Origin of the sequence: Humibacillus xanthopallidus (assembly GCF_006717145.1) — a bacterium.
In the GTDB taxonomy this organism is placed as follows: Bacteria; Actinomycetota; Actinomycetes; order Actinomycetales; family Dermatophilaceae; genus Humibacillus; species Humibacillus xanthopallidus.
In genome coordinates, this window is sequence record NZ_VFQF01000002.1 from 1,353,816 (window position 1) to 1,376,501 (window position 22,686).

The following is a 22,686-nucleotide window of genomic DNA, read 5'->3' on the forward strand; positions in this document are numbered from 1 at the left end:
CATCGGGAAGGCACACCAGCGTGGCTCGACTCTTCGGCACGGACGGCGTCCGTGGTGTGGCAAACCAGGACATCACGGCAGAGCTCGCCCTCGACCTCTCGGTCGCAGCGGCCCACGTGCTCGCCGAGGTGGGCGCCTTCAACGGTCACCGTCCCGTCGCCGTCGTCGGGCGCGACCCGAGGGCTTCGGGCGAGTTCCTCGCCGCGGCGACCGTGGCGGGTCTGGCATCGGCAGGCGTCGACGTGCGCGACGCCGGTGTGCTGCCGACCCCGGCCATCGCCTATCTCGTCGCCGAGCAGGACGCCGACCTCGGGGCCATGCTCTCCGCGTCGCACAACCCCATGCCCGACAACGGCATCAAGTTCTTCGCCCGAGGCGGCCACAAGCTCGCAGACGACCTCGAGGACCGCATCGAGGCTCGTCTGCGCGAGGAGTGGGACCGCCCGACCGGGGCTGACGTCGGGCGCATCACACGCCTCACCGACGGGGCCGACCGCTACGTCGCGCACCTGCTGTCGGTGCTCCCGCACCGGCTCGAGGGCCTGCACGTCGTCATCGACGCCGCCCACGGTGCAGCCTCCGAGGTCGCCCCCCGGGCCTTCCGCGAAGCCGGCGCCCGCGTCACCCTCATCGGCGGCGAACCCGACGGCCTCAACATCAACGACGGCTATGGCTCGACGCACATCGAGCCGCTCCAGGCCGCCGTCGTCGAGACGGGCGCCGACCTCGGCATCGCCCTCGACGGCGACGCCGACCGGTGCCTCGCGGTCGACGCGACCGGGCGTCTCGTCGACGGCGACCAGATCATGGCCATCCTCGCGGTGGCCTTCAAGGAGCACGGCACGCTGCCGGGAGACACGCTCGTCGCCACGGTGATGTCCAACCTCGGCATGATCCAGGCCCTCGGCAGCCACGGCATCAAGGTGCTCCAGACGGCCGTCGGCGACCGCTACGTCCTCGAGGGCATGCGCGACGGGGGATTCACCCTCGGCGGCGAGCAGTCGGGCCACGTCGTCATGCTCGACCACGGCACGACCGGTGACGGCACGCTCACCGGGCTCATGCTCGCCTCGCGGGTGGCCGCCACGGGCCGGCCCCTCGCCGACCTCGCGAGCGTCATGACGCGCTTCCCGCAGGTGCTCGTCAACGTCAAGGACGTCGACAAGGGCGCCCTCGAGCACAACGTCGCGGTCGCAGACGCCGTGCGCACGGCCGAGACCGAGCTCGGCGAGAGCGGCCGGGTGCTGCTGCGCAAGTCAGGCACCGAGCCCGTCGTGCGGGTCATGGTCGAGGCCGCCGACACCGACCAGGCACGGGCCGTCGCCGACCGCCTCGTGGGGGTCGTGCGCTCCGAGCTCGCGCTCTGACGCAGAGCCGCGCCGGACGGCATACGGCAACGGGGTGGCCCGCCCACCGGCACGAATGTGAGTCGGGGCGCCCGGGCGCCTAGAGTTCTCCCCCGTGACTGTGACCCGAGGGGCTCGTACCCCGTTCATGCGCTGGTTCCTGGATGCGGAGGAGCCTGACCCGGGCGGCTACTACGAGGGCGAGCGCGAGGCGGTCGCGAACCGTCACGTGCAGCCGTGGTGGCGGGTCATGTGCCTGACCGGTGTCGACTACTTCTCGACGCTCGGCTACCAGCCGGGCATCGCGGCGCTCGCCGCGGGGGCGCTCTCGCCGATCGCCACGCTCGTGCTCGTGCTCATCACGCTCTTCGCCGCGCTGCCGATGTATCGCCGCGTGGCGACGGAGAGCCCGCACGGCGACGGCAGCCTCTCGATGCTCGAGCGCCTGCTCGCCTACTGGCCGAGCAAGGTGCTCGTGCTCTCGCTCATCGGCTTCGTCGCGACGGGCTTCATCATCACGATCACGCTGTCCGCGGCCGACGCGACGGCGCACCTCATGGAGAACCCCTTCCTGCACGACTCGCTGAGCGGGCGCCAGGTGCCGGTGACGCTGCTGCTGCTCGTCCTGCTCGCGGCCGTCTTCCTCAAGGGCTTCAAGGAGGCCATCGGGGTCGCGGTCGTACTCGTCGTGCTCTACCTCGGGCTGAGCCTCGTCGTCATCGGCCGGGCCGCGGTCGACGTCGTGGGGCACCCGAGCCTGCTGGGCGACTGGACGCACGCCATGACGCTTGAGCACTCCGCACCGTTCGGCATCATCGGCGCGGCGCTGCTCGTCTTCCCGGCTCTGGCGCTAGGCCTCTCGGGCTTCGAGACCGGCGTCGTCGTCATGCCGCTCGTCAAGGGCGACCCGACGGACACCGAGGAGGTGCCCACGGGCCGCATCCGCAACACGAAGAAGCTGCTCACCGCGGCCGCCCTCATCATGAGCGTCATGCTCATCGGCAGCTCGCTCGTCACGACGCTGCTCATTCCGCACGAGCAGTTCGAGCCCGGTGGTGAGGCGAACGGCCGAGCCCTCGCCTACCTCGCCCACGGGCTCTTCGGCGACGGCTTCGGAACGATCTACGACGCCTCGACGATCGGCATCCTGTGGTTCGCCGGCGCGTCCGCCATGGCGGGGCTGCTCAACATCGTGCCCCGCTACCTCCCGCGCTACGGCATGGCGCCCGACTGGGCCCGTTCGACGCGTCCGCTGGTGCTCGTCCTGTCGTTCATCGCCGCCGTGGTCACGCTGGCCTTCGGCGCGAGCGTCGACGCCCAGGCGGGGGCGTATGCGACGGGCGTGCTCGCGCTCATGACCTCGGCCGCGATCGCGGTCTTCCTCACGGAGTGGCGGCGTGGCCACCACCGCACCGGTGCGTTCTTCGCGGTCGTCAGCGCCATCTTCATCTACACCTTCGGCGTGACGGTCATCGAGCGGCCGGGCGGTCTCATCATCGCCTCGATCTTCATCGCGATCATCGTCGTCATCAGCGTCTGGTCGCGGATCGCCCGCTCGACGGAGCTGCGGGTGCAGCAGGTCACCTACGACGACGCGGCGCTGACCCTGCTCGCGGAGGCCGCCGTGGGGCTGCAGCCGGTGCGCTTCATCGCCAACAAGCGCCAGGCCGGCGACGAGGACGAGTACCGCAACAAGCTCATGGTCGTGCGGTCGAGCAACCACCTCAGTGCACCCGGCGCGATCTTCCTCGAGGTGCAGATCAGCGACGCGAGCGACTTCGAGACCTCGGTCGCGGTCACGGCCAACGTCGTCGACGACTACCGGGTGCTCCGGGCGACCGGACCCTCGGTGCCCAACGTCCTCGCCGCGATCCTGCTCGACGTGCGCGACCGCATGCCGGCCCCGCCCCACGCCTACTTCGAGTGGAGCCAGAAGGGGCCGGGCGAGAACGCGCTGCGCTTCCTCATCGCGGGGGAGGGCGACGTGCCGCCGCTGACCCACGAGATCCTCCGGCTCGCCGAGCCCGACGACACCCGCCGCCCGCAGATCCACGTCGCCGGCTGAGCAATCGAAAGCGCACTCCGTCGGCCTCGGTCGCGACTCCCTCGCAGTCGAGAGAGCACTCCGTCGGCGTCGAGGGGGCTGGCAGACTCCTCCCCGTGAGTCACGTCAACGTCGTGCCCTTCCGTCGCCGTATGCAGCCTCGTGACCCCCACGAGTCGCACCGGGTCGCGACCCCGCTCGAGCTCTTCTTCGACCTCGTCTTCGTCGTGGCCATCGCCAGCGCAGCGGCGGGGTGGCACCACGGTCTCGCGGAGGGCCACCTCGGAGACCTCCTCGGCTTCCTCATGGTCTTCTTCGCCATCTGGTGGGCCTGGATGAACTACACGTGGTTCGCCTCGGCCTACGACTGCGACGACGTCGTCTATCGCCTGCTGACCTTCGCGATCATGTCGGGCTCGCTCCTGCTCGCCGCAGGCACGCCCGCGCTCTTCGCGACGGGCCAGTCCACCCTCGTCGTGGCGGGGTATGCCGTCATGCGCTTCGCGATGGTCGCGATGTGGCTGCGGGCCGCGGCCAACCATCCGGAGGGCCGGCGCACGGCGCTCTGGTATGCCGTGGGGATCGCCAGCGTCCAGGTGCTGTGGATCGGTCGGCTCGTCCTAGACGGCCAGGCCGTCCTCATGACGACCTTCTGGCTCCTCGTGGCGCTGGAGCTGCTCGTGCCGGTGCTGGCCGAACGCCACGGGGTGACGCCCTTCCACCCGCACCACATCGCCGAGCGCTATGCACTGCTCACGATCATCGTGCTGGGGGAGGTGATCCTCGCATCGGTCCAGGCCGTCCAGGGTGCGCTGGGGCAGGGGCGCCAGCCCGGGCTCGTCCTCGTCATCGTCGGCGGGCTGTTGACGGTCTTCTCGATGTGGTGGCTCTACTTCAAGCGTGACCACGCCGTGCTCTTCGAGGGCTCGACCCGCGTCACATTCGCCGCCGGATACGGCCACTACGTCATCTTCGCGTCGGTCGCGGCGACCGGAGCGGCGCTCGCGGCCGCCGTCGACGTCGTGCAGGGTGATGCCCACACCACCGCACGGGTCGTGGGGCTTGCCTTCGCAGCGTCGGTCGCCGTGTACGTCTGGTCGCTCGCCGTGCTGCACGCAGCCATCGACGGCGAGCGACGCGAACGCGTCATCGGCGGTGTCGTGGGAGCCGTGGCGATCGGGATCGCGGCGGTGATCACCTCGGTCGGGGCCACGGTGCTGCTCGTCGGGATCCTGCTCGCCCTCGCCGTCGCCCAGCACGTCTGGTCGGAGCGCGACACCGTCAGCGCTGGCTGACGCGCCGACCTCCCCCGATCGAAAGAGCAGTTCGTAGGCTGCGCGGCAGACTTCCCGCAGCGCAATCGAAAGAGCAATCCGTCGCCCTGACCGTGGGACCGCGCGGGTTCACACAGGTGGGCGACGGATTGCTCTTTCGATTGGGGGAGCCGACGGATTGCTCTTTCGATTGGGGGAGCCGACGGATTGCTCTTTCGATTGGGGGAGCCGACGGATTGCTCTTTCGATTGGTGGGGGCCGACGACGTGCTCTCTCGATTCGGTCAGTCGACCCGGCGCAGGAGGCCGGTGTCGACGTCGTAGATGAAGCCGGCGCTCTCGACGCCCTTCGCGATGAGGGGGTGCGTGCGCACTCGGGCGAGGTCCTCGCGCAGCGCCCGCTCCTGGTCGGCGATGGCGTGGAACGTCATCCACGACGCGTCCTTGCCGGCACTCGCACCGACCCGCTCGCGGAGCACGGCCTCGGAGTTCGACGCCATGGCACACCGGGTGTGGGGCACGACGAGGATGCGGTCGACATTGAGCAGGTGGGTGGCGAGGACGAGAGCCTCGAGGGCGTCACTGCCGACGCGGCCGCCGGGGTTGCGGAAGATCTTGGCGTCGCCGGGCTCGAGGCCGACGAGACGCAGCGGGTCGATGCGCGAGTCCATGCACGTGACGATCGCGACGCCGGCCTTGGCGATGCCGTCGAAGCCCGACAGGTCGAAGGCCTCGGCGTACGCACGGTTGGCGGCGAGGAGGTCGTCGAAACCCCTTCCGGCAGTGGAGTTCTCGGTCATTGCTGTCCTTTCGGTCACTGGAGCCCTGGTCGCTTGGAGATCGTGAAGGCCATCGGCTTGCTCACCTCGGCGAAGAAGTCGTTGCCCTTGTCGTCGACGACGATGAAGGCGGGGAAGTCCTCGACGTCGATCTTCCAGACCGCCTCCATGCCGAGCTCCTCGTACTCGAGCACCTCGACGTGCTTGATGCAATCCTGGGCGAGGCGGGCGGCCGGGCCGCCGATCGAGCCGAGGTAGAAGCCGCCGTGGGCGGCGCAGGCGTCGGTGACCTGCTTGCTGCGGTTGCCCTTGGCAAGCATCACCTTGGAACCGCCCGCTGCCTGGAACTGGTCGACGTAGGAGTCCATGCGGCCCGCGGTCGTGGGCCCGAACGAGCCGGACGGCATACCTGCGGGGGTCTTGGCGGGGCCGGCGTAGTAGACCGGGTGGTCCTTGAGGTACTGCGGCATCGGCTCGCCCGCGTCGAGGCGCTCCTTGATCTTGGCGTGCGCGATGTCGCGAGCGACGACGAGTGGACCGGTGAGCGACAGGCGCGTCTTGACCGGGTGCTTCGACAGCTCGGCGAGGATGTCGTCCATCGGCTGGGTGAGGTCGACCTTGACGACGACGTTCTTGCTGATCGAGCTGACGCCCATGGCGTCGTCCTCGTGCTCGCCGAGGTCGACGGCGCCCGCGTCGGGCAGGAAGCGCGCCGGATCGGTCTCGAGCTGCTCGATGAAGACGCCCTCGGCGGTGATCTTGCCGAGCACCTGCCGGTCGGCGGAGCACGAGACGGCAATGGCGACAGGCAGACTCGCGCCGTGGCGGGGGAGCCGTACGACGCGCACGTCGTGGCAGAAGTACTTGCCGCCGAACTGCGCACCGATGCCGAACTGTCGGGTCAGCTCGAGCACCTTCTCCTCGAGCTCGGTGTCGCGGAAGCCGTGGGCCGTCATCGAGCCCGACTTGGGGAGGGTGTCGAGGTACTTCGCTGACGCGTACTTCGCTGTCTTGAGGGCGAACTCGGCGCTCGTGCCACCGATGACGATGGCGAGGTGGTAGGGCGGGCACGCGGCCGTGCCGAGCGAGCGGAGCTTCTCGTCGAGGAAGCGCATCATCGCGTCCTCGTTGAGGATCGCCTTGGTCTCCTGGTAGAGGTAGCTCTTGTTGGCGGAGCCGCCACCCTTGGCCATGAAGAGGAACTTGTACTGAGCCTCGTGGCCCGGCAGCGTGTCGGCGTAGATCTCGACCTGGGCGGGCAGGTTGGAGCCGGTGTTCTTCTCCTCCCACGTCGTGATCGGCGCCATCTGCGAGTAGCGCAGGTTGAGGCGGGTGTAGGCGTCGTAGACGCCCTCGCTGATCGCCCGCTCGTCGGTGCCGGCGGTGAGCACGTGCTGGCCGCGCTTGCCCATGACGATCGCGGTGCCGGTGTCCTGGCACATCGGCAGGACACCGCCTGCGGCGATGTTGGCGTTCTTCAGCAGGTCGAGCGCGACGAACTTGTCGTTGTTGCTCGCCTCGGGGTCATCGAGGATGTTGCGGAGCTGCTGCAGGTGGCCGGGCCGCAGGTAGTGGGCGATGTCGTGCATCGCGGTCTCGGTGAGCGTCCGCAGCGCCTCGGGGTCGACCTCGAGGAACGTGCGTCCCCCCGGCCCTTCGACGGCGCGCACGCCATCGGTCGTCAGCAGCCGGTAGGGCGTCTCGTCGGCGCCGATCGGCAGCAGGTCCTCGTAGGCGAAGTCGACCACGACACGCTCCTTGCGATCACGGGTGGGCTCGAAGGTGAGGGCCGTATGCCGCCGAGCCCCGCGGCATACGACAGTCCCCTCCCAGCCTAGTGAACGGCTGGGAGGGGACGAGTCGCAGGTCCGCGGACGGGCCTTCGGACGCCAGGCGGTCAGCCCTTGACGGCGCCCGAGGTCATTCCGCGGATCATGAACCGCTGGAGCGTCACGAAGACGATCATCGGGACGATGATCGTGATGAACGCGCCGGCCGTGAGGAGCTCCTGGCCCTGGCCCTGCGTGCCGAGCAGCTGCTGGAGCTTGACGATCACCGTCGTGTTCTCGCTCTTGAGGAAGAGCTTGGCGATGAGCAGGTCGTTCCAGACCCAGAGGAACTGCAGGGTGGCGAACGCCGCGATGGCGGGGATCGACATCGGCGCGACGAGCCTCCAGAACGTCTGGAAGTGGCTGCACCCGTCGATCTTGGCCGACTCGACGACACTGCGCGGCAGGGTGCTCATGTAGTTGCGCAGCGTGTAGATGCACAGTGGCATGCCGAACCCGGTGTGGAGCAACCACACCGCGATGTACTGACCACTGATGCCGAGACCGCGCGGGCCGAGGATGTTGAGCATCGGCTGGAAGGCCACCTGGATGGGGACCACCATGACGGCGATGATGAGCAGGAAGAAGAACTCCTTGAAGGGGAAGTCCATGAAGGTGAAGGCGTAGGCGGCGAAGGCCGCGAACATGATCGGGATGACCGTCGCCGGGATGGCGACGACGATGCTGTTGATGAAGCCCGAGCTGAGGTCGGCCCCGGTCCAGGCGCCCTGGTAGTTGCTCGTCGTCCACTGCGCGCTGAACGGGTTGAAGAACGCCGTCCACCAGCCCGAGGTCGCCGCGTCGTCACGGGTGCGGAACGACGTGACGAGCAACCCCAGCGTGGGGATCGTCCAGATGATCGCGAGGATCGTCATGGTCACGATCGAGAACGGGCTCCGTGGACGCCCGTCCTTCATCAGCTTGCGGCTCATCGGCCGGCCTCCTCGTCGCGGAAGTGCTTGATCTGGTACCAGATGAGCGGGGTGACTGCGATGAGGAGCACGACGACGATGGCCGTCGCCTGCCCGGCTTCGCTCGCCGCGAACAGCTTGTTGAAGAAGAGGTTCGCGATGACGTTGGTGCCGTAGGCGCCATTGGTGGTGACGTAGACGATGTCGAAGATCTTGAGCACCATGATGAAGACCGTCACGAAGACCGTGATGATCGTGCCCTTGATCTGGGGGATGATGACCCGCCAGAAGATCTGGACCTCGTTCGCACCGTCGATGCGGGCAGCCTCCACGGTGTCCTCGGGGACACCCTTGATGGCCGAGCTGAGCAGGACCATCGCGAACCCGACCTGCAGCCAGATGAGGATGACCATGAGCAGGATCGAGTTGAGCTTGAGGGTGTCGATGGCGAGCCAGGTCTGCGGCTGTCCGCCCAGCCCCACCCAGATGGCGTTGAGCAGGCCGGTCTGCGCCTGCCCGGGGTTGTTGTAGGCGTAGACGAGCAGCCAGATGGCCGAGGCGCCGACAGCCGAGATGGCCATGGGCAGGAAGATCATGCTCTTGGCGACCTTCTCACCGGTTGCCGAGAGCTTGTCCGCGAGCACCGCGACCATGACGCCGAACGCGACGACCGCCGCCGGCACGATGATCAACCACAGGATGTTGTTGAAGACGGACTGCCAGAACTCAGGGTCGCTGAAGATCGTCTTGTAGTTCTGGAATCCGACGTAGGCGGTGCTGTCGGAGTTCGCGAACGAGTAGTTGATCGTCTGGAAGGTCGGGTAGATGAGCATCAGCCCGACGAGCAGGAGCCCCGGCAGGACGAAGGCGTAGGGGATGACGCCCTCGGACAGACGTCGGGGGAGGCCCTCGACGAACATGTTGAGGAAGTAGAAGAGCAGCGCCGCGCCGCCCACCCCACCGACGATGGCGAGGATGGCGATGACGAACTTGCTGCCGAACTTCTCCGGGTAGTAGCCGAACGCGAGGAACATGTTCCCGAGCAGCCACACGACTGCGAGCATCCCGACGAGACCGATGGCGATCCGCGCGGGGTGGGCGCGCAGGCTCGCCCCCGGATCGTCGACCCGCATCTTCTGGCGCGGCGCTGCCGCGCTGGTGTCGGCGGTCATGACTTCGGCCAGGAGGCTTCGATGTTGTCAGCGGTCTGTTGCGAGGACTGGCCGTTCTCCCACTTGACCATCTCGGTCCAGAAGGTGCCGGAGCCCACTGCCTTGGGCATGAGGTCCGATCCGTCGAAGCGCAGGACGCTCGCCTTGTTGGCGATCTCGGCGATCTTCTTCGTCGTCTCGTTGGGGTAGTTGCTCGTGTCGAAGGTCTTGTGCGGCGAGAGCCAGCCGCCGGCCTTGGCCCACGGGCCACCGAACTTGTCGGAGGTCAGGAACTGCATGACCTTCTGGGCGTCGGGGTCGGTGCCGTTGAAGAGCGCCGCGAGGTCACCGCCACCGAGGATCGCCTGGCCGTCGTAGCCGCCCTCGAACTTCGGGAAGACGTAGATGCCGACCTGGTTGTCGAGGTCCGCCTGGACGTTCTTGGGGTAGAAGGTCGTGGCGAAGTTGCCCTGACGGTGCAGGTAGCACTTCGGCGGGTTCGAGAAGGCGGGCGTCATGGCGTCCGCGAACGCCGTGTTGAGAACGCCCTTGGTGCCGCCGAGGACCATCTTCGGGTCCTTGTTGAACTTGGCGGCCTCGTCGAGGGCCTTGACGACCCGCGGGTCGTTGAAGGGGATGCGGTGCGAGGTCCAGTCGTCGTAGACGGTCGGGCCGTACATGCGCAGCATGAGCTCCTCGACCCAGTCGGTGCCCACCCAGCCGGTGGCCTGGGCGGACTCCCAGCCGATGCACCACGGGGTGACGCCGGTCGCCGCGATCTTGTCGGCGACGTTCTTCTGGAGGTCCTGGATGGAGGTCGGCGAGGTCGAGTAGCCGGCCTTCTCGTAGGCCGCCTTGGGGTACCAGACGATGCTCTTGACGGCGTTGCGCATGGGGGCGCCGTAGACGCGTCCCTTGTAGCGGCCGGCGTCGAGGAAGCCGGGCAGCAGCGTGCCCTGGAGCTTGTCGTAGTCGAGGTAGGTGTCGATCGGCCAGACCTTCTTCTGGCTCGCGAACTCGAGCATGCCGCCCGGCTGCGGGAAGAGGCCGATGTCGGGGGCGTCGCCCGAGTTGACCTTCTGCTTGATGGTCGTCGTGAAGTCCTGGTCGGACGTGTACTGGATCTTGATGCCGGTCGTCTTCTCGAAGTCGGCCAGGGACGCGTTAAAGTTCTTCTCCTCGTCGCCGCCGAAGGCGCCGAGGATCGTCACGACCTTGTCGTTGGGGGCCGTGCCACCGACGATGAAGCCGCCGCCGGCGCCACCGCCTCCGCCGCCTGCGCCGGCATTCGGGTTCTGGAGACAGCCGGTGAGCACGAGAGCCGCGGCGGCGACCACCCCTCCAGCCCTCAGTGCACGTCTGGGAATTCCACTCATGGTCGCTCCTCGTCGTTGAGTTGTGCGTCGATCCCCACCGATCAACGTGACCAGGGTCACGTGGACTGGATCATTCCTACCGCGTCACCGGGGGCCGGTCCAGTGACGGACCCGCGACAGTGACCAGCACGTGACCTTCGGGCAGGAACGGACTCCAAGCGGGCACCAAGCGGGCGCGCCCGCTGGTACTCATCCTGCCGTGAGACGGGGTGAAAAGGGACGAACTGCATTGCGCAGGTGCCATACCCGCTCAGACGCAGCGACCGTCCTTGCACTCGTGGTCGAAGAGGGCCCGCGCCAGCACCGTCGTCATGTCGCCGGGGCTCGGCGCCGAGTAGAAGTCGGAGTAGGTCATCCGGGAGATGGCCGTCAGCGCCTTGGGGTCAACGTCCGGCCCGATGCCGATGGTCGTGATCGCGATCGGCTTCGTCGGGTCGCTGGCCCCGCGCAGGTTGGCCTTGAGCTGCTCGAGGGAGATGCCGTTCGGGTCGTCGTTGCGCCCGTCGGTCATGACGACGACGGCGTTGACGCGGTCGGGGTCATAGTTCTTGATCGCGGTCTGGTAGGCCGCCCAGATCGTGTCGTAGAGCCCCGTCCCGCCTCCGACGTTCTTGCTGAGCGCTGCCGCGCCTGCAGCGACCTGGGCGCGGTGCGCCGGGTCGTCGAGGCGGCCGATGGGTGCCACCTGCTTGTAGTCGGCGCCTCCGGCACCGATGCCGATCGAGAAGAACCAGAGCCCGAGCTTCGTGCTCGGGGGCAGCGCCGAGAGCGCGATACCGGCGGCCTCCTGGGTGATGGCGACACGGGTCGTGTTGCCCACCTTGTCGTTCATCGAGCCAGAGACGTCGAACACGGCGAGGAGCGAGAAGTCGGTCGTGGCGGACTGCCAGGTGTCGGTGGCCTTGGCGACGGTCGGCGCGTCGGGCTGCGGACCCACCTTGACCTCACCGATGCTGCCCTGCGGGGTGGGCATCGTCACCGGCACCGAGGTGGAGCGGATGCCGAACTGCGAGAAGATGCGGGCTGCCTCCGGGGACTGGAGGTAGGCGCGGAGCAGCTCGACCGCCTGGTCGCGCACCGGGTCGGTGGCGACGTTGACGAGCGAGAACTCGAAGGCCGGGGTGCCCTCGACCGGTGTCACGGACACCATCTTGTGGTCGGGGTAGAGCCGGTTGTGGTCGATGAGGTCGGCCTCGGCGACCGGGAAGGCCTGCGCCTTGTCCGGGCTCTCGTTGTACGTGGCGAACAGGTCGTCGACGGACGCGGCAGCGCCCTTGGCGAGCGTGGGGATCACGGTGCGACCCTGCTCTGCGCTCAGCTGCGGCAGGGCCGAGGCCAGGGTGAGCATGCCGGCCGTCGTCGTGCGCGGGTCGCTGAGGCGGATCGGCGAGTCGGAGGCGACGAGGTCGAGCCACTGCGGCTGGGCGCCGAGGGACTTCGCCTCTTTCGGGTCCATCGCGATGACGAGCGGGCTCTTCGCGAAGGGCTGGGCCAGCTTGGCGTTGATCCTGGCCGTCTGGTTGACCCGCTCGACCCAGCGGGGGGAGTCGGGGATCCAGCCGTCGGGACGGTCGGGCTGGCCCTGGCCGAGGCCGATCATGGCCTCGATCGGCGACTTGCCCTTGACGAGGTAGTCGACGCAGGGCGACGACGGGTCGGCCTGGTACTGCTTGGCGAGCGCGAGGGTCGCCGGCTGCGCGGCCTCTGACACCCAGAGCGTCACGGGGGTGCGGTCGGGGCAGGACTTGCCGGTGACCGACGGGAGGGCGGACAGGGGGATCGCCGAGTCGCGGCCCGTCCACCAGATCGCGCCGCCGACTCCGGCGCCGACGAGCAGCACGACGCCCAGGACCGACGCGATGACGCGGTTGCGGCGCCGCGCGGCGATCCTGGCCTCGAGAGCCTTTCGCGCGGCACGGCTCTCGACGAGACTCTTCTCGTAGGGGCCGACCGGGCGCTGTGGAGGGGTGGGGCTGGTCAACGGGGTTCCTCACATGTGGACTCCCCGGCAGCCCGGGGCGTCAGGATGATCCACCGGTGAAAGGTACCCGGCGGGCCGCGCAGAATGGTGCCTGACCCCTGACCGTTCTGTCGAATGCCCGAATTGTGCAGCACGCGCAGAGAAGACCTCCAGCACTCTCTCATCCAGGGCGCTGGAGCAGGGCGTTGCGCGGGCTTCGGTCGGGGTCAGCCGGTCTCGGCCAGGTCTGCCCGGTGCGGGGCGTGTGCCCCGGCCCGCTCGACGGTGAGCGCGCCGGTGCGCAGGGCGCGCCGCACGGCGGGTGCGACGTCGGCGAGGGCGGCTGCCCGCAGTGACTCCCGCTGCGCGGATCCTCCGAGCAGGCCGGCGTCGAGCAGCCCCGAGACGAGCCCGGCCATGAAGGAGTCGCCGGCGCCGACGGTGTCGACGACGTCGACGGCGGGGGCCGGCAGCGACTCCACCTCACCGGTCGCCGGCACGCTGACGACCGCACCCGCGCCGCCGCGGGTGACGACGATCAGCGCCGGGCCGAGGGTGCCCCACGCCGCGATGACGTCCTCGAGCGCCTCGCCGGGGCAGAGCCACTCGATGTCCTCATCGCTCAGCTTCACGACGTCGGCACTCGCGACGGCCTCCTCGATGAGCCGCCGCGCGTCGGCAGGTGCTCCCATGAGGCTCGGTCGGGCGTTGGGGTCGTAGGAGACGGTGGCCCCGGTCGCCCGGGCGGCGGCCAAGGCGGCACGCACGTCCGCACCGCCGGGCTCGAGCACGGCGGCGATGCTCCCCGTGTGCACGTGGCCGTATGCCGTGAGGTCGGCGATCGGCGCCAGCCGCCAGTCGAGGTCGAAGACGTAGGTCGCCGCCCCGCTCGCGTCGAGCGTGGCGTGGGCGACGGTCGTGAAGGGCGCGTCCTGGGAGCCGGGGGTCAGGGCGACCCCGCGCTCACGGCAAACGGCCTCGATGCGACGGCCGCGCTCGTCGGTCGCGATCCACGTCGCGAGGTCGACCGGGTGGTCGAGCGCCGCGAGCCCGAAGGCGACGTTGGCGGGGCTGCCGCCGACGTGCTCGGTCACGGTGCCCGACGCGTCGGTCACTGCGTCGACGAGGGCCTCGCCGATGACGAGGGTGCGCACGGGAACGGTGCTCATGGCGCCTCTCTCAGGGCTCGATCATGTCGGTGCTGCCGAACCAGCCGGGCCGGTCGAAGCGGTGCTCGCTGTCGATCGTGCGGATGGTGCCGCTGCGTGAGCGCATGACGAGCGAGTTGGTGCGGGCCGACTTCGCGCCGTAGCGCACACCGCGCAGCAGCTCGCCGTCGGTGATGCCCGTCGCGACGAAGAAGCAGTCGCCGACGACGAGGTCGTCGGTCGAGAGCACGCGGTCGAGGTCGTGGCCGGCGTCGAGCGCGCGCTGGCGCTCCTCGTCGTCCTTGGGCCACAGCTTGCCCTGGATGACGCCACCGGTGCACTTGATGGCGCACGCGGCGATGATGCCCTCGGGGGTGCCGCCGATGCCGAGGAGCAGGTCGACGCCGGTGTTGGGCCGGGCGGCCATGACGGCGCCGGCGACGTCGCCGTCGACGATGTAGCGGATGCGGGCGCCGGTGTCGCGGATCTGCTGCGCCAGCCCGTCGTGGCGCGGCCGGTCGAGCATGACGACCGTGACGTCGGCGGGAGTCTCCTTCTTGGCCTTGGCAATCCGCCGGATGTTCTCGGCGACGGGCAGCCGGATGTCGACGACGTCGGCGGCTTCGGGGCCGGTGGCGATCTTGTCCATGTAGAAGACGGCGGACGGGTCGTACATCGCGCCCCGGTTGGCGACGGCCATGACGGCCACCGCGTTGTTCATGCCCTTGGCCGTGAGGGTCGTGCCGTCGATCGGGTCGACGGCCACGTCGACCTCGGGGCCCGTGCCGTCACCGACGTGCTCGCCGTTGTAGAGCATCGGGGCGTTGTCCTTCTCGCCCTCACCGATGACGACGATGCCGTTCATGCTGACGGTGGAGATCATGGCGCGCATCGCCTCGACGGCGGCGCCGTCGGCCTTGTTCTTCTCTCCGCGACCGACCCATCGGCCTCCGGCCATCGCGGCCGCCTCGGTGACCCGCACCAGCTCGAGAGCGAGGTTGCGGTCGGGCTGGCTGTGCTTCATCGAGTCCTCCGTAGGCTTCGTTGCACTGTCGCGAGTGGGCGACAGCCTAGCGGGACGGCAGAGGCGGTTTGGACGCGCGTCCGGCGGCGGGGGACGATGGGGCCATGACCGCACCGGGCAGCTCTGCGCCCCCGCCCGCAGCCCCCGCGAGCCGCTACTCGTTGGGCTCGATGCCCAACATGCTGCGCTCGCTCCTCGTCATCGGCTTCTTCCTGCTCGTGCTCGTCGCGATCGTGCCGCGCATGAACGAGGTCGAACGCCCTGCCGTCGACGCCGCGGGCAAGGCGTCGGCCGTCGCCGCCCAGACGAGCTGGCCGATCGAGCTGCCGACCGGTCTCGGCTCGGGTTGGGTGCCGACGACGGCCACCTACGCCCCCGGCACCGACAAGGTGCCCACCTTCACGACGGTCTGGAAGACGCCGACCGGTGGCGACATCGCCTTCAAGCAGGCCGCGGCGCCGACCGACACGTGGGTCTCGACCTCGGTCACCGACAACCCCGCTGCCGGCACCGTCACCGTCGGCGGGCGCACCCTCGAGCGGTATGCCGGTGGGCGCACCTCGCAGGTCAGCTACGTCGTGCGCCCCTCCGCCTCGGGCGGCCTGACCCTCGTCGCGACGACGAACGCGAGCGAGGACGAGCTCAAGACCTTCGTCGCGGCGCTCAAGCCGGTCACTCCGTCCGCTTCCTGACCAGGAAGGCCGGGAGACCGGGGCTCGGAGCGATCAGCTGGTGGATCAACTGGTCTCTGGTGTCGCCTGGAGAGCACCGCATCCGAGTTGATCCGCCAGTTGATCCCGGTGGGGGCTTGGCGCGCGATCAGCTGGTGGATCAACTGGTCTTTGGTGTCGCCTCGACAGCACCGCACCCGAGTTGATCCGCCCGCAGATCGCCCAAGTGTCGGCCGAGGCCGCTCAGGACTCGTCGAAGATCTCGTCGTCGGCGTGCAGGGCTGCCGCCGGCGCGGGACGGGTGGCCTGCTCGATCTCGGTCTGAGCGTCGTCGAGCCACCGGCTGCAGTGCGCGGCGAGCGCCTCACCGCGTCGCCAGAGCTGCATCGAGTCCTCGAGCGGGGCCTGGCCGGTCTCGAGCCGGGAGACGATCGAGACGAGCTCCTCGCGGGCGTCCTCGTAGCGCATCCCGGCGATGTCGGGGAAGGAGACCTCGGTGCCACCGGTCGCCCCGGTGGCGGACGGCGACGCATCGGTCGGGTGGGCGGGGTCGGGCATGGCCGCCACCCTACGACGACTTCTTCGTCGTCGGGCGCGCGGTGGCCTTAGCAGTGCGGGGTGCCCGGCGTCTCGGCGCGGGCTTGGCAGGTGGGTCGGCAGCGTCGGCTGCCGGGTCGTCGTCGATGCCGTCGCTGACGGGGCGCACACCGAAGTCGCCGCGCGCGACCCGTACCCGCAGCAGCTCGCCGATGCCGACCTCGTCGCGGTCCATGACGATGCGTCCGTCGCGATGCTGCACGACGGCATACCCCCGCTCGAGGGTCGACTGCGGCGAGAGGGCGACGACCTGACGCCGGAGGTGCTCGGCCTCGTCGCCCGCACGGTGGAGCCGGGTCTCGAGACGCATCGAGGCGTGGCTGCGCAGGGTGGCGATCTCCTCGCGCCGCACCCGCACGAGGGCGACGGGGTCGGCCATGACGGGCCGGCTGACGAGCGCTCGCAGGCCCGCCCGCTCGGTCTCGAGGCGCCGGCCGAGGGCGCGGCGGAGGCGGTCGCGGCCGCCATCGACGAGGGCGAGCTCGCGCTGGGCGTCCGGCACGACCTTCTTGCCGGCATCGGTGGGGGTCGAGGCTCGCCAGTCGGCGACGAGGTCGAGCAGCGGCTGGTCGACGTCGTGGCCGATGGCGCTGATGACCGGGGTGCGTGCTGCAGCGACGGCGCGCACCATGGCCTCGTTGGAGAACGGCAGCAGCTCCTCGAGCGCACCGCCGCCGCGGGCGATGACGATGACCTCGACCTCGGGGTGCGCGTCCAGCTCGCGAAGGGCCTCGATGACCTCGGTCACGGCGTTCGTGCCCTGAACGGCGACCTCGCGGATCTCGAAGCGCACTGCCGGCCAGCGCCGGCGGGCGTTCTCGACGACGTCCTTCTCGGCAGCGGAGCTGCGGCCGGTCACGAGCCCGACCCGCTTGGGCAGGAAGGGGATCCGGCGCTTGCGTTCGGCGTCGAACACCCCCTCGGCGGCGAGGGTGCGCTTGAGGATCTCGACCCGGGCGAGCAGGTCGCCGATGCCGACGGGGCGGATCTGGCGCGCCTCGAGCTGGAGGGTGCCGCGCTTGGTCCAGAAGGTGGGCTTGGCCTGGAGCACCACCCGCGAGCCCTGCGCGAGGGGGATCGGCATCGCGTTGACGGCGTTCATCGGCACCGAGACCGACAGTGACATGTCGACGTCGGGGTCACGCAGCGTGAGGAACGCCGTGCCGCCGCGCGGGTTGAACTGCACGACCTGGCCCTCGACCCAGAGCTGGCTCATCCGGTCGACGTAGTCGCTGATCTTGAGGCTGAGCACCCGCACCGGCCATGGCTGCTCGGCCGTGGTGTCGGCGGCCTTGTCGGGCAGCGGGCTCGTCATGCTCACGCGCGTCACCTTATGCGCCACGCAGTCCGTGCGCCGCGAGGCTCGTTCGCCGAACAGCCCCGTGGCTGGAGGCAAGCGGGGACCGGGAGCCGGTCACCCGCCCCGTACGATGGGCCCATGAGCCACACCGCCGACCAGACGTCCGTCAAGAAGGTCCTCCTCGCGGCGCCGCGCGGCTACTGCGCGGGTGTCGACCGGGCCGTCGTGACCGTCGAGAAGGCGCTCGAGCTCTACGGCCCGCCCGTCTACGTCCGCAAGCAGATCGTGCACAACAAGCACGTCGTGACCACGCTCGAGAAGCGTGGCGCGATCTTCGTCGACGAGACCGACGAGGTGCCCGAGGGTGCCACGGTCATCTTCTCCGCCCACGGTGTGGCTCCGGTGGTGCACGAGGAGGCGAAGGCCCGCAGCCTCAAGACCATCGACGCGACGTGCCCGCTCGTGACGAAGGTGCACCGCGAGGCCGTGCGCTTCGCCGACGACGACTTCGACATCCTGCTCATCGGCCACGAGGGCCACGAGGAGGTCGTCGGCACGGCCGGTGAGGCTCCCGAGCACATCACGCTCGTCGACGGGCCCGACGACGTCGACAACGTCACCGTGCGCGACCCCGAGAAGGTCGTGTGGCTGTCGCAGACCACCCTCTCGGTCGACGAGACGATGGAGACGGTCGCGCGCCTCAAGGAGAAGTTCCCCGCGCTGCAGAGCCCCCCGTCCGACGACATCTGCTACGCCACCCAGAACCGTCAGCTCGCCGTCAAGCAGATGGCGAAGGACACCGACCTCATGATCGTCGTCGGCTCGCGCAACTCGTCGAACTCGGTGCGCCTCGTCGAGGTGGCCGTCGAGCACGGCGCCCGCGACGGTCACCTCGTGGACTTCGCCGACGAGATCGACGAGGCCTGGCTCGAAGGTGTCTCCACCGTGGGCGTCACCTCCGGCGCCAGCGTGCCCGAGGTCCTCGTGCGCGACGTGCTCACCTGGCTGGCCGAGCGCGGCTACGGCGAGGTCGAGGCCGTCATCGCCGCGGAGGAGTCACTGCTCTTCTCCCTGCCGACCGAGCTGCGCCGCGACCTCAAGGCCCGCAAGGGTGAGGACGCGGCCACCCTGCGCCACGACGGCTCCTTCGAGGACGCCGGCTCGCTGCACTGACGACCTCGCCGGGCGGGCGCCGGTCCGCAGCGCCCCCGAGCCCGACTGGCGCCTCAGCCCCCGAGGGCCTGGAGCAGCACCGGCTCGAGGTCGTCGACCGTGGGCGCCGCGAGGTAGGTGCCGCCTGCGGTGGCGGCGATGTCCTTCATCGTCTTCTCGTCGACGGAGGTCCCGAGACCGATGATGACGACGCGCACCGGCCGGGCCGGGTCCTTGGCAGCTGCGAGGCGTTGCTTGAGCAGGTCGAGCGACAGGCCGTAGTCGTCCTCGTTCGGGCCGTCGGCCACGATGACGACGGAGTTGGTGTGCCCTGCGGCGTAGGTGCCCTTGGCCCGGTCGTATGCGGCGGCGACGGTGTCGTAGAGCCCGCTGCCCCCGCCGACCATCTTGTTGAGCCCGCCGAGCGACTTCTCGATCGCGGCCAGCTGGGCCGGGTCGCCGAGCGTGCCGTAGCCGACGAGCTCTTTCTGGTCATCGCCCTTCGTGCCGATGTGCTGGGAGTAGGCCCACAGCGAGGTGCGGGTCTGCGGTGCCGCAGCACCTAGGGCCCGCACCGTCGCGCGCTGCACGACGGCGAGCCGGGTGCCCTGCTTGGTGCGTTCCAGCATCGAGCCCGACACGTCGAGGGCGAGCAGCGTCTGGGCGCTCGGGGCGCTGGCGTTCCATGCCGCCGTCGCCTTGGCGATGGCGGCCGGGCTCGGTGCGGCCGCGATGGAGACGGTGCCGATGAGCGGGGTGGGCGCCTTCGCGTCGCCACCGGACGGCATACGGAAACCACTGTCCTGCAGGAGGGTTCGAGCCTCGTCGCTCTTGAGGTAGTCGCCGAGCTCGGTGACGAGCGAGCGGACGGCGGACGTGGTGGCGACGGGGATCAGGGAGTACGCGACGGCGGCGGAACCTTCTCGCGGGGCGATCGCGGTGAGGGCCTCCTCGGGGTGGGCGGCGTTCCACGCGCTCACCTCGGCCTCGGTCACGACGGCGCCGACGGGCTGCGGCGAGGTGGCGAGCCCGTCGAGCGAGACATTGGCGCTGCCGCCCTTGGCGCTGCCGGAGATCGCGGCCCGCAGCTTCGCGTCGTCGAGGGTCGAGGCCGCGGCACCGAGCGCGAGGCGCCCGATCGTCGTGCGGTTGGGGTCCGGCACGCGCACCGGCGTCGAGGTCGTGAGCAGGCGTGCCCAGCTGAGGTCGTCGCCCACCGCGTCAGCGGCCGCAGCGGGCATGGCCACGACGAGACCGGTCGAGGCGAAGGGCTCGGTCGCCGTCAGCTTCGTGCCGGAGGTCTGCTCGACGCGGTCGAGGAGACCGAGCGAGTCCGTGACCCAGCCGTCCGGCACGGCCGAACCGCTGAGCGAGCCGGCTACGGCATACGCCTGGGCGGGCTCGATGTCGTAGGCCGCGCAGGGTCCGTCAGGGTGCTTGCTCAGGGCCTCGGCCGCGGCTGCGACGACGGGTGCCACGGCCGGCGCAACGGCGAGTCGCACGGTGGTCGGCTCGGCGCACGACGTGGGCTGGGCGGCTGACTCGGGCACCGAGGTCGCGACGTCACGCTGTCCGACGATGCGCCATGCGGCATACCCGGCGCCGGCGACGAGGACCGCCACGAGGACCGCGGCGAGCGTCCGCGTGCGGCGTTGCCGACGGGCTCGCTCCCTGGCCTGCGCCTCCACCCGCTCACGCGAGTCGATGAGGCTCTGCTCGTACGGACCGATCCGCCTGCCGGTGCTGCTCGGCGGCGGAACGTGCTGACCTTCCGGACCCGGACCCCCAACCCCGGTCATGCTCTACCCAATCTCACGCGGCGTATTGTCCGTTGTGGTCGCGTGAGTGTCCACTCCGAAGTGGCGAAGGCCACTCCGGGCGGTGTCCTGACCGTTCACGCAGCCCAGCGCGAAGTCACGCCCCGGCGGCCTCCCGGTGCTGGCCGGGCCCGCCTCCCGGACGTTCACCCTCGAGGTATGCCGTGTCGCGGGCCTCCCGTCCGAACCCGTCGTCGAGCGCGTCGTCGAGGCTGCTGTCGTGCTGCGGTGCCGACTCCAGCTCGCCGGTCAGCTCCGGCGCGCTGGGAGAGCGGGGGGCGACCTCGAGGGGGGCGAGGGTGGGCGGTCGCTCGCTCGTCAGGTGCAGCTCGTGCATGCGTCGGGCGGTGACGAGCACCCGGGACTCAAGCGTGCCGACGAAGCGGTTGTACTGCTCGACCGAGCGGGTGAGCGACTGGCCCATCGCCGTGACGTGGCCCCCGAGGGTCGAGAGGCGAGCGTGCAGCTCCTGCCCGATGGCGAGCAGCTCGCGGGCGTTCTGCTCGAGGGCGTCCTGCTGCCAGATGGCGCCGACGGTGCGCAGCACGGCATAGAGCGTGCCGGGCGAGGCGAGCACGACCTTGCGCGAGAGGGCGTGCTCGTAGAGGCCGGGATCGTCCGCGAGCGCGGTGGCGAGGATGGCCTCGCCCGGCACGAAGCAGACGACGACCTCGGGTGAGCGGGTGAACGCGGTCCAGTAGGCCTTGCCCGCGAGACTCTCGACGTGACGACGCATCGCGGTCGCGTGTGCGGCGAGCAGCTCGCCGCGCTCGAGCTCCGACACCGTGTCGCCGTGCGCCTGGAGGAAGTGCGACATCGGCGCCTTGCTGTCGACGACGACGTTGCGGCCGCCGGGCAGGTTGATGACGGCGTCGGGTCGCACGGTGGCGCCGTGGCGGCTGACTCGCGTCACCTGCTCGTCGAAGTCGCAGCGGGCGAGGAGCCCCGAGAGCTCGAGGACGCGGCGCAGCTGCACCTCGCCCCAGGCGCCGCGTACCGTCGAGGCGTTGAGGGCCGTGGCGAGGGTCGCGGTCTCGGAGCGCAGCGACTCGGTCGACCGGCTCACCTCGGTGAGGCGCTCGCCGAGCTGGCCGAACTGCTGCACGCGGTCGCGCTCGAGGGTGCCGACCTGGCGCTCGACGCGGCCGATGGTGTCGCGCAGGGGAGCGAGCAGCGCCGCGGTCTCCGCCTCGCCGGCTCGGCTGGCCTCGAGGTCGCCGACGCGCTCGCGGAGCACGTCGCGCTCGGCCTCGGCGGCCGCTGACCGGCCGAGGAGGCTGGAGCGAGCCCACAGGCCGGCGACGACCGCGCCGAGGACGGCCCCGACGAGGAGCCCGATGAGCAGCGCGGTCGCATCCATGGGGCAACCGTCGCAGACCCCACCGACAACGCGCGGGAGCCACACGCGGGCTCGGTCCCCGTCCGTGACGAGACGTCTGCTAGACCTAGCCCGTGAGCGAGTACGACGAGGCGATCCGGCTCGAGCCGGGCGAAGACCCCACCCGCAGGACCGGCACCTTCACCGAGGACTGGATGATCGGCAACGCCGTCAACGGCGGCCTCGTCATGGCGACCGGTCTCCAGGCGCTCGGGCAGCACCTGGCCGTCGACCCGGCCGAGGAGACGAAGCACAGCGACCCCGTCGTCATGTCCGCCTACTTCATGACGGCTTCGGCGCCCGGGCCGTTCACCGTCGCGACCGATGTCATGCGCTGCGGCCGGATGCTCTCCACCGGGCAGATCTCACTGAGCCAGGCGGGCCCCGACGGCGTTCCTGTCGAGCGGATGCGCGCCATTGCCTCCTTCGGCAACCTCGAGCAGGTCGACACGTTCAAGCAGTCGACCCCGCCCGACATGCCGCCGCCGGAGCAGTGCGTGTCGTCGGAGCAGGCTCCACCGGAGTTCCTCGCCAACATGCGCTTCCTCGAGCGGTTGGACCTGCGCCTCGACCCGGCCACCGCCGGCTGGGCCCTCGGCAAGCCGTCGATGAAGGGAGTCATCCGAGGCTGGTTGCGCCTCAAGGACGCTCGCGAGCCCGACACGACGCTGCTCATGATGGCGCTCGACGCGCTGCCACCAGTGGCCTTCGACCTCGGCATCCTCGGCTGGACCCCGACGCTGGAGTTCACGGGCCACATCCGCCGGCGCCCCGCCCCTGGCTGGCTGCAGGTGTCGCTCTCGAGCGAGAACGTCGGCGGCGGAATGATGGAGGAGGACGCAAGCATCTGGGACAGCACCGGAGCGCTCGTCGCCCAGTCGCGCCAGCTCTGCGGGGTCCGCCTCTCCACCGGTCGCACCGGCTGAGCCG

The 22,686-nt window shown here is 70.0% G+C and carries 18 protein-coding genes; 6 read left to right on the top strand and 12 right to left on the bottom strand.

What is annotated here, in order from left to right; genetic code table 11:
* Nucleotides 1-20: 20 nt before the first annotated feature.
* The 3 genes from glmM to FHX52_RS16965 all read left to right on the top strand — a co-directional run bounded on the left by glmM (nucleotide 21) and on the right by FHX52_RS16965 (nucleotide 4,685).
* Nucleotides 21-1,367: a phosphoglucosamine mutase gene (glmM, locus tag FHX52_RS16955; protein ID WP_141823466.1), complete on the top strand. Its 1,347-nt coding sequence runs from the start codon at nucleotides 21-23 to the stop codon at nucleotides 1,365-1,367.
* 127 nt (nucleotides 1,368-1,494) lie between these two features.
* On the top strand, nucleotides 1,495-3,411 hold the full coding sequence (locus tag FHX52_RS16960; protein ID WP_141823760.1) for an amino acid permease: 1,917 nt from the start codon (nucleotides 1,495-1,497) through the stop codon (nucleotides 3,409-3,411).
* A 95-nt stretch (nucleotides 3,412-3,506) separates the two neighbouring features.
* Nucleotides 3,507-4,685 (top strand): low temperature requirement protein A, encoded by a 1,179-nt coding sequence (locus FHX52_RS16965; protein WP_246070071.1) that lies wholly within the window; start codon nucleotides 3,507-3,509, stop codon nucleotides 4,683-4,685.
* Nucleotides 4,686-4,947: 262 nt separating this feature from the next.
* Here the strand turns inward: FHX52_RS16965 and FHX52_RS16970 are convergent, their stop codons facing one another.
* The 8 genes from FHX52_RS16970 to glpX form a co-directional block, all read right to left on the bottom strand.
* The gene (locus FHX52_RS16970; protein ID WP_141823467.1) at nucleotides 4,948-5,463 is read right to left on the bottom strand and encodes a beta-class carbonic anhydrase; all 516 of its coding nucleotides are present in this window, start codon (nucleotides 5,461-5,463) and stop codon (nucleotides 4,948-4,950) included.
* Between the two features lie 14 nt (nucleotides 5,464-5,477).
* A complete protein-coding gene (locus FHX52_RS16975; RefSeq protein ID WP_141823468.1) occupies nucleotides 5,478-7,190 on the bottom strand; it encodes a fumarate hydratase in 1,713 nt (570 codons plus the stop codon).
* A 149-nt stretch (nucleotides 7,191-7,339) separates the two neighbouring features.
* Nucleotides 7,340-8,203, bottom strand: coding sequence for a carbohydrate ABC transporter permease (locus tag FHX52_RS16980; protein WP_221630626.1), 864 nt, complete (start codon nucleotides 8,201-8,203; stop codon nucleotides 7,340-7,342).
* Complete coding sequence (locus FHX52_RS16985) at nucleotides 8,200-9,354, bottom strand: carbohydrate ABC transporter permease (RefSeq protein WP_342777962.1); 1,155 nt, start codon at nucleotides 9,352-9,354, stop codon at nucleotides 8,200-8,202. Before FHX52_RS16985 ends, FHX52_RS16980 begins: the two co-directional genes overlap by 4 nt.
* On the bottom strand, nucleotides 9,351-10,709 hold the full coding sequence (locus FHX52_RS16990; RefSeq protein ID WP_185747340.1) for an ABC transporter substrate-binding protein: 1,359 nt from the start codon (nucleotides 10,707-10,709) through the stop codon (nucleotides 9,351-9,353). Before FHX52_RS16990 ends, FHX52_RS16985 begins: the two co-directional genes overlap by 4 nt.
* A gap of 250 nt (nucleotides 10,710-10,959) precedes the next feature.
* Nucleotides 10,960-12,690 (bottom strand): substrate-binding and VWA domain-containing protein, encoded by a 1,731-nt coding sequence (locus FHX52_RS16995; protein ID WP_141823469.1) that lies wholly within the window; start codon nucleotides 12,688-12,690, stop codon nucleotides 10,960-10,962.
* 206 nt (nucleotides 12,691-12,896) lie between these two features.
* Nucleotides 12,897-13,838 carry a PfkB family carbohydrate kinase gene (locus FHX52_RS17000; RefSeq protein WP_141823470.1) on the bottom strand — a complete coding sequence of 314 codons (942 nt, stop codon included), beginning with the start codon at nucleotides 13,836-13,838 and terminating at the stop codon, nucleotides 12,897-12,899.
* A 10-nt stretch (nucleotides 13,839-13,848) separates the two neighbouring features.
* On the bottom strand, nucleotides 13,849-14,841 hold the full coding sequence (glpX, locus tag FHX52_RS17005) for a class II fructose-bisphosphatase (RefSeq protein ID WP_141823471.1): 993 nt from the start codon (nucleotides 14,839-14,841) through the stop codon (nucleotides 13,849-13,851).
* Nucleotides 14,842-14,945: 104 nt separating this feature from the next.
* Between glpX and FHX52_RS17010 the strand changes: the two genes are divergently transcribed.
* Nucleotides 14,946-15,533 carry a DUF4245 domain-containing protein gene (locus tag FHX52_RS17010; protein ID WP_141823472.1) on the top strand — a complete coding sequence of 196 codons (588 nt, stop codon included), beginning with the start codon at nucleotides 14,946-14,948 and terminating at the stop codon, nucleotides 15,531-15,533.
* A 222-nt stretch (nucleotides 15,534-15,755) separates the two neighbouring features.
* Here the strand turns inward: FHX52_RS17010 and FHX52_RS17015 are convergent, their stop codons facing one another.
* Entirely contained in the window at nucleotides 15,756-16,070 is a 315-nt protein-coding gene (locus FHX52_RS17015; RefSeq protein ID WP_141823473.1) for an exodeoxyribonuclease VII small subunit, read from the bottom strand.
* A gap of 10 nt (nucleotides 16,071-16,080) precedes the next feature.
* Nucleotides 16,081-17,424, bottom strand: coding sequence for an exodeoxyribonuclease VII large subunit (xseA, locus tag FHX52_RS17020; RefSeq protein ID WP_141823765.1), 1,344 nt, complete (start codon nucleotides 17,422-17,424; stop codon nucleotides 16,081-16,083).
* A 123-nt stretch (nucleotides 17,425-17,547) separates the two neighbouring features.
* Between xseA and FHX52_RS17025 the strand changes: the two genes are divergently transcribed.
* Nucleotides 17,548-18,582, top strand: a complete 1,035-nt coding sequence (locus FHX52_RS17025) for a 4-hydroxy-3-methylbut-2-enyl diphosphate reductase (RefSeq protein WP_141823474.1) — start codon at nucleotides 17,548-17,550, stop codon at nucleotides 18,580-18,582.
* A gap of 53 nt (nucleotides 18,583-18,635) precedes the next feature.
* Here FHX52_RS17025 and FHX52_RS17030 read toward each other — a convergent pair whose 3' ends face one another.
* Nucleotides 18,636-20,360, bottom strand: coding sequence for a substrate-binding domain-containing protein (locus FHX52_RS17030; RefSeq protein WP_141823475.1), 1,725 nt, complete (start codon nucleotides 20,358-20,360; stop codon nucleotides 18,636-18,638).
* Nucleotides 20,361-20,475: 115 nt separating this feature from the next.
* Nucleotides 20,476-21,738, bottom strand: coding sequence for a DNA recombination protein RmuC (locus tag FHX52_RS17035; protein ID WP_141823476.1), 1,263 nt, complete (start codon nucleotides 21,736-21,738; stop codon nucleotides 20,476-20,478).
* A gap of 92 nt (nucleotides 21,739-21,830) precedes the next feature.
* Between FHX52_RS17035 and FHX52_RS17040 the strand changes: the two genes are divergently transcribed.
* Nucleotides 21,831-22,682 (top strand): thioesterase family protein, encoded by an 852-nt coding sequence (locus tag FHX52_RS17040; protein WP_141823477.1) that lies wholly within the window; start codon nucleotides 21,831-21,833, stop codon nucleotides 22,680-22,682.
* Nucleotides 22,683-22,686: the final 4 nt, after the last annotated feature.

Coding starts and splice junctions, on each gene's coding strand:
- FHX52_RS17025 (WP_141823474.1), top strand. CDS start 17,548: ATGAGCCACACCGCCGACCAGACGTCCGTCAAGAAGGTCCTCCTCGCG.
- FHX52_RS16970 (WP_141823467.1), bottom strand. CDS start 5,463: ATGACCGAGAACTCCACTGCCGGAAGGGGTTTCGACGACCTCCTCGCC.
- glpX (WP_141823471.1), bottom strand. CDS start 14,841: ATGAAGCACAGCCAGCCCGACCGCAACCTCGCTCTCGAGCTGGTGCGG.
- FHX52_RS17030 (WP_141823475.1), bottom strand. CDS start 20,360: ATGACCGGGGTTGGGGGTCCGGGTCCGGAAGGTCAGCACGTTCCGCCG.
- FHX52_RS17000 (WP_141823470.1), bottom strand. CDS start 13,838: ATGAGCACCGTTCCCGTGCGCACCCTCGTCATCGGCGAGGCCCTCGTC.
- xseA (WP_141823765.1), bottom strand. CDS start 17,424: ATGACGAGCCCGCTGCCCGACAAGGCCGCCGACACCACGGCCGAGCAG.
- FHX52_RS17015 (WP_141823473.1), bottom strand. CDS start 16,070: ATGCCCGACCCCGCCCACCCGACCGATGCGTCGCCGTCCGCCACCGGG.
- FHX52_RS16980 (WP_221630626.1), bottom strand. CDS start 8,203: ATGAGCCGCAAGCTGATGAAGGACGGGCGTCCACGGAGCCCGTTCTCG.
- FHX52_RS16960 (WP_141823760.1), top strand. CDS start 1,495: ATGCGCTGGTTCCTGGATGCGGAGGAGCCTGACCCGGGCGGCTACTAC.
- FHX52_RS17010 (WP_141823472.1), top strand. CDS start 14,946: ATGACCGCACCGGGCAGCTCTGCGCCCCCGCCCGCAGCCCCCGCGAGC.
- FHX52_RS16990 (WP_185747340.1), bottom strand. CDS start 10,709: ATGAGTGGAATTCCCAGACGTGCACTGAGGGCTGGAGGGGTGGTCGCC.
- FHX52_RS16985 (WP_342777962.1), bottom strand. CDS start 9,354: ATGACCGCCGACACCAGCGCGGCAGCGCCGCGCCAGAAGATGCGGGTC.
- FHX52_RS17035 (WP_141823476.1), bottom strand. CDS start 21,738: ATGGATGCGACCGCGCTGCTCATCGGGCTCCTCGTCGGGGCCGTCCTC.